The sequence below is a fragment of the Actinomadura sp. 21ATH genome (assembly GCF_041951345.1).
Classification (GTDB): Bacteria; Actinomycetota; Actinomycetes; order Streptosporangiales; family Streptosporangiaceae; genus Spirillospora.
Genome location: NZ_JBGNUR010000006.1, coordinates 252,031 through 265,438, shown reverse-complemented (window position 1 = coordinate 265,438; position 13,408 = coordinate 252,031). Strand labels below are relative to the sequence as shown.

At 72.3% G+C, this 13,408-nt stretch carries 15 protein-coding genes; 7 read left to right on the top strand and 8 right to left on the bottom strand.

The genetic code is table 11. From position 1 onward, the window contains the following. Positions 1-33 precede the first annotated feature (33 nt). Entirely contained in the window at positions 34-372 is a 339-nt protein-coding gene (locus ACA361_RS20755; protein ID WP_375013997.1) for an STAS domain-containing protein, read from the bottom strand. A gap of 250 nt (positions 373-622) precedes the next feature. Here ACA361_RS20755 and ACA361_RS20750 point away from each other — a divergent pair, with 250 nt between their 5' ends. After that, complete coding sequence (locus ACA361_RS20750; protein WP_375013995.1) at positions 623-1,009, top strand: hypothetical protein; 387 nt, start codon at positions 623-625, stop codon at positions 1,007-1,009. Here the strand turns inward: ACA361_RS20750 and ACA361_RS20745 are convergent. Continuing rightward, positions 985-1,587, bottom strand: coding sequence for a TIGR03086 family metal-binding protein (locus ACA361_RS20745; RefSeq protein WP_375013994.1), 603 nt, complete (start codon positions 1,585-1,587; stop codon positions 985-987). The genes ACA361_RS20750 and ACA361_RS20745 overlap by 25 nt on opposite strands. A gap of 68 nt (positions 1,588-1,655) precedes the next feature. Here ACA361_RS20745 and ACA361_RS20740 point away from each other — a divergent pair, with 68 nt between their 5' ends. Further along, entirely contained in the window at positions 1,656-2,102 is a 447-nt protein-coding gene (locus tag ACA361_RS20740) for a MarR family winged helix-turn-helix transcriptional regulator (protein ID WP_375013993.1), read from the top strand. On the opposite strand, the gene ACA361_RS20735 is transcribed toward ACA361_RS20740, so the two are convergent. Then, positions 2,099-3,220, bottom strand: coding sequence for a sensor histidine kinase (locus tag ACA361_RS20735; protein WP_375013991.1), 1,122 nt, complete (start codon positions 3,218-3,220; stop codon positions 2,099-2,101). The genes ACA361_RS20740 and ACA361_RS20735 overlap by 4 nt on opposite strands. Continuing rightward, a complete protein-coding gene (locus ACA361_RS20730) occupies positions 3,220-3,930 on the bottom strand; it encodes a response regulator (protein ID WP_375013989.1) in 711 nt (236 codons plus the stop codon). The genes ACA361_RS20735 and ACA361_RS20730 overlap by 1 nt, the downstream gene beginning before the upstream one ends. Before the next feature lie 98 nt (positions 3,931-4,028). Between ACA361_RS20730 and ACA361_RS20725 the strand changes: the two genes are divergently transcribed. The 3 genes from ACA361_RS20725 (at position 4,029) to ACA361_RS20715 (ending at position 6,898) form a co-directional block, all read left to right on the top strand. Next, positions 4,029-4,895 (top strand): hypothetical protein, encoded by an 867-nt coding sequence (locus ACA361_RS20725; protein WP_375013988.1) that lies wholly within the window; start codon positions 4,029-4,031, stop codon positions 4,893-4,895. A gap of 189 nt (positions 4,896-5,084) precedes the next feature. Then, entirely contained in the window at positions 5,085-5,255 is a 171-nt protein-coding gene (locus tag ACA361_RS20720) for a hypothetical protein (RefSeq protein WP_366620964.1), read from the top strand. Between the two features lie 89 nt (positions 5,256-5,344). Next, positions 5,345-6,898 (top strand): long-chain-fatty-acid--CoA ligase, encoded by a 1,554-nt coding sequence (locus ACA361_RS20715; protein ID WP_375013986.1) that lies wholly within the window; start codon positions 5,345-5,347, stop codon positions 6,896-6,898. A 55-nt stretch (positions 6,899-6,953) separates the two neighbouring features. Here the strand turns inward: ACA361_RS20715 and ACA361_RS20710 are convergent, their stop codons facing one another. Together ACA361_RS20710 and tuf are read right to left on the bottom strand one after the other, a co-directional pair. Beyond that, positions 6,954-7,862, bottom strand: a complete 909-nt coding sequence (locus ACA361_RS20710) for an endonuclease/exonuclease/phosphatase family protein (protein WP_375013985.1) — start codon at positions 7,860-7,862, stop codon at positions 6,954-6,956. A 166-nt stretch (positions 7,863-8,028) separates the two neighbouring features. Further along, complete coding sequence (gene tuf / locus ACA361_RS20705; protein ID WP_375013983.1) at positions 8,029-9,213, bottom strand: elongation factor Tu; 1,185 nt, start codon at positions 9,211-9,213, stop codon at positions 8,029-8,031. Between the two features lie 411 nt (positions 9,214-9,624). Between tuf and ACA361_RS20700 the strand changes: the two genes are divergently transcribed. Then, positions 9,625-10,068, top strand: a complete 444-nt coding sequence (locus ACA361_RS20700) for a pyridoxamine 5'-phosphate oxidase family protein (RefSeq protein WP_375013981.1) — start codon at positions 9,625-9,627, stop codon at positions 10,066-10,068. Here the strand turns inward: ACA361_RS20700 and ACA361_RS20695 are convergent. Continuing rightward, the gene (locus ACA361_RS20695) at positions 10,031-11,179 is read right to left on the bottom strand and encodes an MFS transporter (protein WP_375013980.1); all 1,149 of its coding nucleotides are present in this window, start codon (positions 11,177-11,179) and stop codon (positions 10,031-10,033) included. The genes ACA361_RS20700 and ACA361_RS20695 overlap by 38 nt on opposite strands. Before the next feature lie 98 nt (positions 11,180-11,277). Between ACA361_RS20695 and ACA361_RS20690 the strand changes: the two genes are divergently transcribed. Beyond that, positions 11,278-12,468, top strand: coding sequence for an arginine deiminase (locus ACA361_RS20690; protein WP_375014243.1), 1,191 nt, complete (start codon positions 11,278-11,280; stop codon positions 12,466-12,468). Between the two features lie 428 nt (positions 12,469-12,896). Here the strand turns inward: ACA361_RS20690 and ACA361_RS20685 are convergent, their stop codons facing one another. Continuing rightward, entirely contained in the window at positions 12,897-13,403 is a 507-nt protein-coding gene (locus tag ACA361_RS20685) for an ATP-binding protein (RefSeq protein WP_375013978.1), read from the bottom strand. Positions 13,404-13,408 lie beyond the last annotated feature (5 nt).

The window sequence follows — 13,408 nt, the reverse complement described above, 5'->3', positions numbered from 1 at the left end:
AGGCGCGGTGCCCGCGGCATGGTCGTTCGAGTGTCAGCCGACGTCCATGGCGGGGACGGCCTCCACAATGGTGAAGACGGTGTCCAGGCCGGTGACCTGGAGGATTCGCTTGACGGCGGTGCGGGGCGCGGCCAGCTCCAGCGTGCCGCCCCTCTCCTTGAGCCGCTTCATGGCCGACAGCAGGACGTTCATGCCGGTCGAGTCGCAGAAGTCGACGCCGCTCAGATCGACCACGATCCGGTCGATCTGCTCCTCGCGCAGCAGTCCGGCCAGGGCGGTCTGCAACCTGGGCGCCGTGTACAGGTCGAGTTCGCCGCTCGCCGTGACGAGGGCGTGACCTCCTTGAGACGCGGTCGAGACATTTAGCTCCACGTCCGGCACACTATCGGGCGAACGGCGCCCGGGCCAGAGAGTTCCACAACCCCGTGTCGGGATCCCGGGCGAGTCATAACCCGATATGACGTACGCCCGAAATCTTCCGCGAAAATTCCCGCGCATGCCCCCTGTCCTGCGGGAATCCGCCCGCACGGGCCCGCGAGGTGAGAGAGGCTGAGGGCGTGCGACAGCGGCAGAGGCCGGCGGCCGGCACGTCCCCGGCGATCATCCACGGGGGGAGCCGCGCATGAGGACCGGCCAGATCACCGACCCGCGCGAGACCCGCCTCCGGGACCGCCTGGCGGCGATCCGCGCCCGCTCGGAGAAGTCCAGCTCCTGGCGCGCTTCCACGCAGTACCTCTCCCGGCTGGTGAACAGGTCCGGCTTCGTCCCTGTTCGCACCCGACTCTCCCGGGAAGACCTCGCCTTCCTCGCCGCCGCCCGCGAGGAGGTCATCGCCTTCGCCGAACTGGGCACCCGGCTGCTCGACCTGCACCGGCCGCAGGACGCCGGCGGCATCTCCAGCGACCCCGACCGCCCCATCCGCCGCTGCCGGGCCTGCATGTGGCGCTGGCCGTGCCCCACGTTCAAGGCGATCGAGGAGTGCACCTACGACGCCCGCGACCTCCGCTGAGCACGGGGCGTACGGCCGAGCAGGAGCAGGACCTCGTCGAACGGCGTCGCGCCGGGGCCGACCTCCAGGGCCGGGCCGAACGCGGCGCCCTCCTGGAGGCGGTGGTCCCCCTGCGGAACGGCCCGCGCGATCGCCAGGGCGGCCTCCAGGGACTCCTCGTCCGGGGTCTCGAAGGGGATGTCCAGGGAAACGGCGACGTCCCAGGCGTGGACGACGTAGTCGATGAAATGGAAGCCGATCGCCTTGGCCGCCGGAACGGTGACGCCCGCACCCAGCTCAGGTAGGGCGAACACCTCCGCCTCTCCTTTCGCGAACGCTTCGAGCACGTCCTCTGCCGCCTCCCTGTAGGCGGCGGGGTACTCCTCGCCCGGGCGCGTCTCCCAGACGGCCAGGTCCTCTCCCTTACCGCGGGCAGCCGCCGCGAAGCCTCTGTGCTGCGCGGTCATGTGCGCCAGCAGGTCGCGGAGCGTCCAGCCCTCGCAGGGGGTGGGGCGGTCGAGGTCGGCAGGGGTCACGCGGGAGACGGTGTCGATGCTCTGCCGCACGGCGCGGCGGTTGAGGGCGATGATGTTAGGCATAGGCAGATAGTAGGCAAATGCATATTATTTGTCGATGCTCATTTTCTGTGGCGGCGTATCTTGTCGGCATGGCGGAGGGGAACGGGCGGCCCGACCTGGCGGCGATGACGGGCCGGCTCGGCCGGGCACTGGCGGCGGCCGAGGTCCCCGTGCTGCGCGCGCACGGGCTGTCCATGTGGGCGTACGTGGTCCTGCTGGCGCTGGACGAGGGCCCCGTACGGAGCCAGAGCGCCCTGGCGGAGGCCATCCACGCCGACAAGACGCGAATCATCGGCGTCCTGGACGACCTCCAGGACCGGGGGCTGATCGAGCGCGTCCCCGATCCGGGGGACCGGCGCGTGCGGCTGCTCTCGATCACGGCGGAGGGCAGGCGGCTGCGGGACGCGGCACAGGCCGCCGTTCAGGAACGCGAGGAGCGGCTGCTCTCCCGCCTGACCGAAGAGGAGCGCGCGACGTTCCTCCGCGTACTGCAGGACCTTCACGCGCTCCCTTGGGAAGACCTCGCCGGTCCCTAAGGGGCGGGCAGCGGCAGGTGGACGACGAAGCGGCAGCCGGGCCCGGCGTTGGTGACGCCGATCCGGCCGGCGTGCGCCTCGACGATCCCGCGCGCGATGGCCAGGCCGAGACCGGCGCCGCCGCCCGGGGTGCGGGCGGACTCGCCGCGGAACGCCACGTCGAAGACGCGGGGCAGGTCCGCCTCCGGGATGCCGCCGCAGGCGTCGGCGACGGTCACCAGCGCCTCCCCGTCGCGGACCTCGCCGGTGACCTCGATCGTCCCGTCCCCCGGGGTGTGCCGGATCGCGTTCACCACGAGGTTGCGCAGCGCCCGGCCCAGCTCGGACGCGTCCACCTGGACCGGGAGCGCCTCGCTGACACCGCCGTGCAGCCGGACGCCCTTGGCTCGGGCCAGCGGCTCGGTGCCGGCGACGGCGTCGGCGACGAGATCGGCGAGGCCGACGCGGGCGCGGGACAGCCGCAGCGCCCCGGCGTGGATGCGGGACAGCTCGAAGAGGTCGTCGACCATCTCGGCCAGCCGGTCCACCTCGGTGCGGATCCGCCCGTGGTAGTCGCGGACGGTCGCGGGATCGGCCACGACCTCGTCCTCCAGCGCCTCCGACATCGCCCGGAGGCCGGCCAGCGGGGTGCGGAGGTCGTGGCTGACCCAGGCGACCAGCTCCCGGCGGCTCGCCTCCAGCGCCTGCTCGCGCCGGTGCGACTCGGCCAGCCGCTCGTACGCCGCCTCCAGCTCGCGCGACAGCTCGGCGAGCTCGGCGGGCAGCCGGGCGGCGGCGGGCGGCTCGAACCGGTCGGCGCGGATCGCGTCCACCAGCGTCCGGTTCGCGGCGACCAGCCGCCGCCCCAGCAGGACGGACACGGCGAGGGCCACCGGCGCGGCGGCGGTCACGACGGCCAGGACGACCGCGCGGTCATGGTCGTTCAGCACCATCATGAGCGAGATGACCACGATGCCGGAGACCGTGGCGAGCACGGTGGCCGCGCCCAGCACGACCAGCTGCACGGCGACCGAGCGGCTCCGCAGGAAGTGGAGAAGGAGGAGCGCACCGCCCGCGACGACGGCCGCCGCGAGCACCGCGTAGTAGGCGACCCACAGCAGATCCTCGACGGGGAGCATCACGCGTCCTCGATGGGCTCGTACCGGTAGCCGACGCCCCACACGGTGACCAGCCGGCGCGGCGCCGCGGCGTCGGCCTCGATCTTCTCGCGCAGCCGCCGCACGTGCACGGTCACGGTCGACGAGTCGCCGAACGACCAGCCCCACACGCGTTCGAGCAGCTGCTCGCGGGTGAACGCCTGCCGCGGGTTGCGCAGCAGGAAGACCAGCAGGTCGAACTCCCGGGTGGTCAGCGCCAGCCGCTCGCCGCGCAGCTCGGCCTCGTGCGCCGGCACGTCGATGACGAGATCGCCGTCCCGCAGCGGCCCGCCGGGCGCGGGCACGACCGTCCCGCGGGACCGGCGGAGCACCGACCGCACGCGCAGCGCCAGCTCCCGGGGGCTGAACGGCTTGGTCACGTAGTCGTCGGCGCCGGTCTTCAGCCCCACCAGCCGGTCGGTCTCGGCACCGAGCGCGGTGAGCATCACGATCGGCACGGCCGAGGTCTCGCGGAGCCGGCGGCACACCTCCAGGCCGTCCATGCCTGGCAGCATGAGGTCGAGGACGACCAGGTCGGGCGGGTGCGCGTGGGCGTCCCGCAGCGCCTGCAGCCCGTCGGCGACGCAGGCGACGTCGTGGCCGTCGCGGGTGAGGTAGCGGGCCACGACCTCGGCCACCGTCGGGTCGTCGTCGACGACCAGGACGCGGCCGGTGGGTACGGCGGTGTTCACGGGCTCACGCTACGCGGCCCGCACCGTCCCACTCGATCCCGTAATCGTCTTGTAAGACCTGTTCGCGGCGGGATTGACGCCCCCGGTTTAATGATTGGATGCCGCAACCCAGCTCCCGCTCGTCGAACGGCGCGGTCCTCGGCGCGCTCGCCGTCGGCTCCGCCGTCGCCGTGCTCGTCGGCGCGGTCCTCTCGATCGCCCTCAGCTTCGTGATCAATGACCTCGGATACGGCGGGATCGGCCTCGTCCGCGCGGCGAACGCGCTTTTCGCGGTGATCGTCGGCGCGTGCGTGGGCGCCCCGGTGCTGGTGACGCGGCCGTCCGGGCCGATCGCGCCGCTCCTGGCCGCACCGGCCGCGCTCGTCGCGGGCGTCCTGGGGGACGTCATCGGCCTCTCGGTGTACCAGCTCTTCAGCGGCGGCCTGACGGTGACCAGGGCCGTCGAGTTCTACTTCCGGTCGTACGGCAACATGGACCTGTTGGGCATGGTCATCCTGCTGCTGGCGCCGGCGACGGCCGCCGGCGTCGCGGCGCTGCGGGTGGTGACCGCCGGCAAGAAGCAGCAGTCCGGCGGGTTCCAGCCGGCCTTCGGCCAGCCCGGCCAGCCCGGCCCCTACGGGCAGCCGCAGCCGCCCGCGGGCCAGTTCGGCCAGCCCATGCAGCCGGGCCACCCCGCCCCGTACGCCGCCCCCGGCCAGCCCGGCCAGTTCCCGCCGCCCGGCCAGCCCGGCGCCCCGGCCCCCGGCCAGCCCGCCCCGTACGGCCAGTACGCGCCCCCGGCGCCCCCCGCGGCCGCGGACCAGCCCGCTTCCGCCGCACAGCCGTACCAGCCCCCCGCGCCCCAGCCCGGCCAGTACGCCCCGCCGCCCGAGCCGCCCGCCCAGCCCTCGCCGCCCCCGGCGACGTCTCTCGACCAGCCCCTGCCGCCTTCCGACTCCGGCCCGTCGCAGCAGCCGAGCAACTGACGCGGACTACGGAGGCTCGCGCAAGCTGGGTTGAGCAACCGTACGCCGACCTCCACGTTGCGATCGCGTCCGAAGGCAGGGACGAGCGCAAGCCAGGCCCTGATCGCCCGACGCCAAGGGCTGCGCAATGAAGCGAAGGTCGTCCCCAGGGGTGATGACGGTGTCAGGGGGACCGCCTACCGTGAGGGCATGGCTCGGACAATTCTGACGATCGTTGGTGTCGTGCTCGCCATCTGGCTGGTGCTCAGCGTGGTGGGCTGGCTGATGTCGATGCTGAAGTTCTTCTTCTTCATCGGCTTCGTGGCCGTCCTGGTGTACCTCGCCGTGATGCTGGTCTCCAAGACGTCCAAAAAGGGGTAGAAAGCCCGCCTTCCAGGGCTTGTGCCGGGCCCTCCGGCGACCGCATGATTCCCTGACCAACAGGCGGTCACCGGGCGAAAGGGGCCACCGTGCCGAGCCTGACTGAGGTGCTGCGCGAGCGCGCGCAGCGGCATCCGGATCGCGTCGCGTTCCACGCGGGCGATCTTTCCGTCACCTACCGTGACTTCGACCGGCGTGTCGACCGGGCCGCGGCGGCGCTCGCCGCGTCCGGTGTCGGCCACGGCGATCGGGTCGCGGTACTGGACAAGAACTCCCTGGAGTACGCCGAGCAGCTGTTCGGCGCGGCGCGGGTCGGGGCCGCGCAGGTTCCGATCAACTACCGGCTGGCGCCCGACGAGGTCGCCTACATCGTCAACAACGCGCAGGCGAAGGTCTTCATCGTGGGGCCGGAGTTCGTCCCGGTCCTGGACGCGATCGCCGGGAAGCTGGAGCACACCCGGCACACGATCGTGATCGGCGGGCACGAGGGCTACGAGGACTACGCGGCCTGGATGGACGCCCACGACCCCGGCGAGCCCAGGGACGCGACGGACACGTCCGACGTGTTCGTCCAGCTCTACTCGTCGGGGACGACCGGGCTGCCCAAGGGCGTGATGCTCACCCACGACAACTTCCTGTCGGTGCTGCCGCTGAGCAATGACATCTGGGACATCGGCGACGACACGGTGCTGATGGTCGCGATGCCGATGTACCACGTGGCGGGCAACGCGCTGACCACCTGCGTCATCTTCGACGGGATCACCGGCGTGATCGCCCGCGAGCCGGACCCGACGGCGATCGCCAGGGACATCGAGCGCCGCAAGGTGTCGCACGTCTTCCTCGTCCCGGTGCTGCTGCAGTTCATGCAGCTGATCCCGGAGGTGGCCGAGGCGGACATGTCGAGCCTGAAGCTGCTGCTGTACGGCGCGTCCCCCATCAGCGACGACGTCCTGCGGGGCGCGATGCGGATGCTTCCGACGACGCGGTTCATGCAGGTGTACGGGCTGACGGAGACGACCGGCGCGATCACGTACCTGCCGGCCGAGGACCACGATCCGGACGGCCCGAACGCGCACCGGCTGCGCAGCGCGGGCATCCCCAACCCGTCCTGCGAGCTGAAGATCGTCGACCCGGCGACGCTGGAGGAGGTGCCGCTCGGGAAGGTCGGCGAGATCCTGTGCCGGACGCCGCAGAACATGAAGGGCTACTGGGAGATGCCGGAGGCCACCTCCGCGGCCCTCCTGCCGGACGGCTGGTTCCGTACGGGCGACGCCGGCTACCTGGACGAGGACGGCTACCTCTACATCCACGACCGGGTCAAGGACATGATCATCTCGGGCGGGGAGAACATCTACCCGGCCGAGGTCGAGAACGTCCTGATGAACCACCCGAAGGTCACCGACTGCGCGGTGATCGGCGTGCCGGACGAGAAGTGGGGCGAGACGCCCAAGGGCATCGTGGTGCTGTCGGAGGACGTCCCGGAGAAGGAGCTCATCGACTGGTGCCGGGAGCGGCTGGCGCATTTCAAGTGCCCCACCTCGATCGAGCGGCGGGACGAGATCCCGCGCAACCCGACCGGCAAGATCCTCAAGCGTGATCTGCGCGCCCCGTACTGGCAGGGCCAGGACCGCGCGGTGCACTGACGGCAGGTCCCGCGGCGCGCCGGTCCGGCCGGCGCGCCGCGGGCACCGTGCCGTATCAGCGGAAGCGTACGGCCGCGGTCAGCGGCCGGTGGTCGGAGGCCGCGACGGGGGTGGTGGAGACGCCGCAGGACGCGCCGGCCTCCTTGGTGATGAACAGGTAGCTGGTCTTCGCGACGGCGGCGCCGTCCGGGCCCTGCTGGGTCGGCGCGCCCGTGCGGGACTCGCCCGGGCCCTGGTCGCACTCGGCGAAGTCGCGGTAGAGGGGGTCGAGGGCGGGGGCCTCGGGCCGCTCGGTGAAGTCGCCGCCGACGATCACCCGGTTCTCCTCGGCGAACCCGGCCAGCTCGCCGATCTGCTTGCCGCGCCACGTCCCGGCCGGGTCGTCGTCCGGCTGCGCCGAGCTCAGCTGGACGCTGCACAGCCGGGTCTGCCAGGCGGAGACCGTCCCGCAGACGGCGGAGCGGCCGTGCCGTTCCGGCGAGGGCAGCCTGGTCTCCTCGATCTCGGACAGGGCGGACTCGGCGCCGACGGCGACGCCGTACTCGCCCTGGCCGTTCGCGCAGGCCCGCTTCGCGCCGCCCGAACGCATCGGGGCGAACGTCCAGCTCCAGGACTTCAACGTGGCGCTCTCGCGCAGCGTGTCGACATGTCCCGAGCAGACCTCCTGGAGGAGGACCGCGTTCATCCGGACCCGGCGGCCGCCGACCTCGTTGCTCGCGGCCCGCGCCGAGATCTCCTTCACCAGCTCGTCGGGCCGGGTGCCGAGCGGGCAGCCGGTGTCGCCGCAGACGTTCCAGGTCATCGCGTTGACCGTGGCGGCCGGGACCTCCTCGGCGGCGTCGGCGAGGGCCGGGCCGCGGGCGTCGGGGTTCAGCTCGATGGCGGCGCCGGCGCCGGCGGTGGCCACGACCGCGGCGGCGCCGCAGACTGCGAGAAGGGGGATCAGGGCGCGCGGGGCTCGCACTCGTTCTCCAGTTGGAAAGTGGAACAGCGGGGGAATCAGCGGAATCCCACCACAACAAGATCCACTTCGCCAGGTGAACGCCCGAAGTACTCGGCAGTTTCCCAGAAAGGGCCCGGCGGGACGTCCCGCCGGGCCCTTCCCTGGTGGAGCGCCCTGGTGGAGCGCCCTAGTCGAGCAGGCCGGTGACCGTGCCGGCACCGACCGTGCGGCCGCCCTCACGGATCGCGAAGCCGAGCCCCTCGGCCATCGCGACCGGCTTGCCGAGCTCGACCGCCATCTCGACGGTGTCGCCCGGCAGCGCCATCTCGCGCTCGCCGCCGAGGTCCACCCCGCCCGGCACGTCGGTCGTGCGGAAGTGGAACTGCGGCCGGTAGCCGTGGAAGAACGGCCTGCTGCGGCCGCCCTCCTCCGCGGTCAGCACCCGGACCCGCGCCCGGAACCGCGCGTGCGGCCGGATGCTGCCCGGGGCGCTGATCACCTGGCCGCGCCGGATCTGCTCCCGCTTGACGCCGCGCAGCAGCATCGCGGTGTTGTCCCCGGCCTCGGCGTGGTCCATCGTCTGCCCGAACGTCTCCAGCCCCGTCGCCACGGAGCCGAACGTGTCGCCGAGCCCGACGACCTCGACGGCGTCCCCGACCCGGATCGAGCCCTGGGCCACCACCCCGGTCACGACCGTGCCGCGCCCGGTGATGGTGAGCACGTTCTCGACCGGCATCAGGAACGGCCCCTCGACGAGCCGGTCCGGGACCGGCACGTACGCGTCGACCGCGTCGAGCAGGTCGCCGATCCGGGCGGACCAGTACGGGTCGCCCTCCAGCGCCTTGAGGCCCGAGACCCGGACGACCGGTATCTCGTCGCCGGGGAACCCGTACTCGGACAGGAGCTCCCGGACCTCCAGCTCGATGAGGTCGAGGATCTCCGCGTCCTCCACCGCGTCCGCCTTGTTGATCGCGACGACGATGTGCCGCACGCCGACCTGCTTGGCCAGCACGATGTGCTCCCGCGTCTGCGGCATCGCGCCGTCCAGCGCCGAGATGACCAGGATCGCCCCGTCCACCTGGGCCGCGCCCGTGATCATGTTCTTCACGTAGTCGGCGTGGCCGGGCATGTCGACGTGGGCGTAGTGCCTGGTCGCGGTCTCGTAGTGCACGTGCGCGATGTTGATGGTGATCCCGCGGTCCCGCTCCTCGGGGGCCCGGTCGATCCCCTCGAACGGCACGGCGGCCGCCAGGCCGCGCTCGGCGAGCACCTTGGTGATCGCGGCGGTGAGCGTGGTCTTGCCGTGGTCGACGTGCCCCATCGTGCCGATGTTCAGATGCGGCTTGCCGCGCTCGAAGAGCTGCTTGGCCATGATGTCCTCACTTCGTCCGTACAGGAAAGCGAGAACCCCCCGCGGGTATTCCGCGAGTGTCTGGACCACCCCCCTCCGCTGGTTCTCCGGAGGTGGGACGGAGAGGGGTCAGCTTCGCGCGCCGTCGACTGCGGCCGCTTCCGCCGCCTCGGCGAGGAAGGCAGCCGGCACCGCGCTCAGCAGAGCGAACTCTGCGAGCGTCCGGGTGCCGGCTGCGAAGAACATGCCCTGAGCGTACGAACCGGATCATCGGAAGTCGACCGATTTATCGTGGAACCGCCCGCGCGTCCGGCTGATCCGCGACCTCGCCGAGCGGCTCCGCGCCGTACCCCGCGAAGACGTCCGCACCTGCCGGGAGAAACCGGCCGGGACGGCCATGACAGACACCACCAAATTGCCTATGGTGGTTTCATGCTCGCCGATCTAGCGGAGGAACGCGCCGTCCGCGCCGACGGACGGCTGCGCGCGAACACGATCATCTGGCTGACGACCGTCACCCCGGACGGGCAGCCCCAGACGTCGCCGGTGGGGTACACCTGGGACGGGCACACGTTCCTGATCATCAGCGCCCCGGCCGCCCCCAAGGTCCGGAACCTGCGCGGCAACCCCCGGGTGGCGCTGCATCTGGATCTCGACACCGCCGACGAGGAGCACAGCGTCCTCACCATCGAGGGCATCGCCGAGCTCGACCAGGCGCCGCCCGGCGGCCCCGCGCCGCTGACCGGCGACGAGGTCGCCGCCTACCTGGAGAAGCACCGGGAAGCGATGGACGGGGCGGGCATGACACCCGAGGAGGCTTTCACCGAGCTCTCCACCGTCATCCGGGTGAGGCCGACCCGCGCCCGCTCCTACTGACCAGGACCAGCAGGCCGGCGAGGGCGCCGATCAGCTGGCACGCGGCGATGGCCAGGAGCAGCCCGACAGGCCCGATCGCGTCGGCGAACGCGCCGGTCAGCGCGGCCCCCACCGCCGATCCGGCGATCTTGAGGCTGCCGCCGGTGGTGTTGACCTGGCCGAGCCGGTCCGGCGGCGACTCCCGCTGGCGGAGCATCAGGGTGGCGGTGAAGACGGGCCCCTCCACCAGGCCGACCAGCAGGAAGCACGCCAGCGCCCAGGGCAGCGACGGCGCCAGGCACACCAGCGCGACCGCCGCGCCGAACGCGACCAGCCCGCCCAGCACGACCCGTTCCGCGAACCGGGCCTTCAGCCAGCGGGACGAGGCCAGCGAGCCGACCAGGGACCCGGCCGCGAACGCGACCAGCAGCCGCCCGCCCGCGCTGGCGTCCGCGCCGATGTGCTCCGCGAACAGCACGGCGGTCACCGCGACCCCGCCGAACCCCAGCCAGCCGAACGTCGTCGCCACCGTCAGCGCCCGGAGCACCCGGTTGGCGACCAGGACGCGCAGCCCGCCGGCCACCACGGACCGCAGGCCGGCCCGTTCCGGCTCGCGCCCCGGCCCCGGCAGCCGGAGGAAGGCCAGGACGACCGCGCCCGCGCCCGCCGCCGCGACGATGGCGGCCCCGGACAGGGAACCGCCCGCGGACGCGGCGATGGCGGCGGCCAGGCCCGGCCCCGCGATGGCGGCGACGCTGTAGCTCGACGCCTCCAGCCCGTACGCGCGGGGGAGCCGCTCGGCCGGGACGAAGCGCGGCAGCATGCTGGTGAGCGCCACCACGATCGGCTCCGTGCACCCCACGACCGCCGCCACGGCCAGGGCCAGGATCAGCGGCGAGCGCCCCGCGACCAGGAACAGCGCCACGGTCGCCACCGCGTACCCGGCGGCGAGCAGCAGGGCGGGCACCCGGGGCCGCGCCGCGCGGTCCAGCAGATGGCCGATCACCGGCCCGCTCAGCACGTACGGCAAGGTCAGCGCGGTCTGCAGGAACCCGGCGTCCGCCGCCCGCCCGGTACGGGCCTGGACCGTCAGCACGAGCGCGGTGGCCGCACCCTCGGCGGAAATCCGCAACAGCGTGGCGGAAGCCAGATGAACCGGCAGTCTTCCGGGCATGTCACAGCGTAGATCAACCTGTTCGGCGGCGACCTAGACTGGCGGATGTGACGGAGATGACGGCTCACGAGCACCTGGTCACCAGCGAGGTCGGCCGGCTGCGCACCGTACTGCTGCACCGTCCCGGCGCGGAGCTCAAGCGGCTCACGCCCCGGAACAGCGACAAGCTCCTGTTCGACGCCATCCCGTGGGTGGGCAGGGCGCAGGAGGAGCACGACGCGTTCGCCCAGGCGCTGCGCGACCGGGATGTCGAGGTCCTCTACGTGACGGAGCTGCTCCAGGAGGCCCTGGAGTACGGGGAGGCGCGCGCGGCCGCGATCGCGGGCGTGATCGACGACGGCCGCTGGGGCGACCAGCTGCGCCGCGTCGTGCGGGACTACCTGGAGGACCTCGATCCCGAGGTCCTGGCCCACGTGCTGATCGCCGGCCTGGCCCACGAGGAGCTGAAGGGCGCGCACGGCCTCGTCTACCGCCTCATGGACCGTCTCGACTTCATCATCGACCCGCTGCCCGGCCTGCTGTTCACCCGCGACAACAGCGCCTGGATCGGCGACCGCGTCGCGGTGACCAGCCTCGCCATGGACGCCCGCCGCCGCGAGGCGGAGCTCACCGGCCTGATCTACGCCCACCATCCGCGCTTCGCCGGCACCGAACCGATCTACGATCCGTCCCTGGAGCACGTGGAGGGCGGCGACATCCTCCTGCTGTCCCCCGGGGTCCTGGCCGTGGGCACGGGCGAACGCACCACCCCCGCGGGCGTGGAGCGCCTGGCCCGCCGCGTGTTCGACGCCGGTCTCGCCCACACGGTCCTGGCCGTGCCGATCGCCCAGGAACGCGCGACCATGCACCTCGACACCGTCTGCACCATGGTCGACGTCGACACGGTCGTGATGTACCCCCCGGTCGCGTACTCGCTGACCGCGTACAAGGTCACCGCCGACAACGGGGACCTGCGCGTGCACGGCCCCCGCCCGTTCCTGGAGGCCGCCGCCGACGCGATGGGCCTGGACCGCCTCAAGGTCATCGACACGGGCCTGGACCCGGTCACCGCCGAACGCGAGCAGTGGGACGACGGCAACAACACCCTCGCCATAGCCCCCCGCCTGGCGGTCGCCTACGAACGCAACATCGAGACGAACGCCCAGCTGGAAGCCGCGGGCATCGAGGTGATCCGCATAACCGGAAGCGAACTGGGCACCGGCAGAGGCGGCCCCCGCTGCATGTCATGCCCACTGCTCAGGGCATAGCCGACCAGGTCGATGCCCGCGGCCCGGCCATGTCGGCCACCGGCGGTCAAGCAGGCGCAGAGAGGGCAAGCCCGACGCGACGTAAGGCACCGAATACAACAGGCCGCATGAGGCCGAGAAAGAACCGTGACCGCCCAAGCCGGCCTGCGCAAGGTGTGCGGACCCCAACCGTTGCGATCGCGTCCGAAGGCAGATGCGAGCGCGAGCGAGCATCTGATCGCGCAGCGAGCCCCTGGGCGAGTCGGAGCGATGCAGCGATCGCCGCTTTTGCCCGCCGAAGGAAGGCCGTTCACGGCCTGACGCCAAGGGCAAAAAATTAAAAGCTGGCAGCTCGGGCGGTGTCGACGGGGGCACGACAGCGCCCGAGCTTGAAGAGGACCATACATGGGGATGAACGGTGCGCGACAGGTGGGGTCCGGACTTGGCCGTTAAGCCGGATACGCCCTGGTCGATGAGGTGGGTTCGCGCCAGTCGTCGGTGAGGTCGCCGAAGTCGGCGAAGCGGGCCAGGACGTCGGACGGGGATTCCTCGGCGCCGGCCTTGGAGGCGCGGAGGACGGCCCAGACGGTGGTGGTGGCGTCGTCGTCGTGGCGGACGCCCCAGCCTTCGGCGAGGGCCTCGACGATGCCGAGGCCGCGGCCGCCGAGCGAGGAGAGGGTGCCGGGGCCGCGGCGGGGCTCGGTCATGGCGCCGCCGTCGCTGACGGCGAGTTCGAGGCGGTCGCCGACGCGGTTCCAGGTGAGGCGGATCTGGCCGGACGGCAGCGGGCGCGCGTGGCGGAGCGCGTTGCTGAGGAGTTCGCTGACGATGACGCTGGCGTCGTCGACGATGCCCTCGAAGACGCCCGAGGCGGCCAGGTCGGCGCTCAGGCGCCTGCGGGCGACCGCGACGCTGGACGGCGCGTGTGGCAGCAGTACGACGCTCGACGCCCTCACCTCCC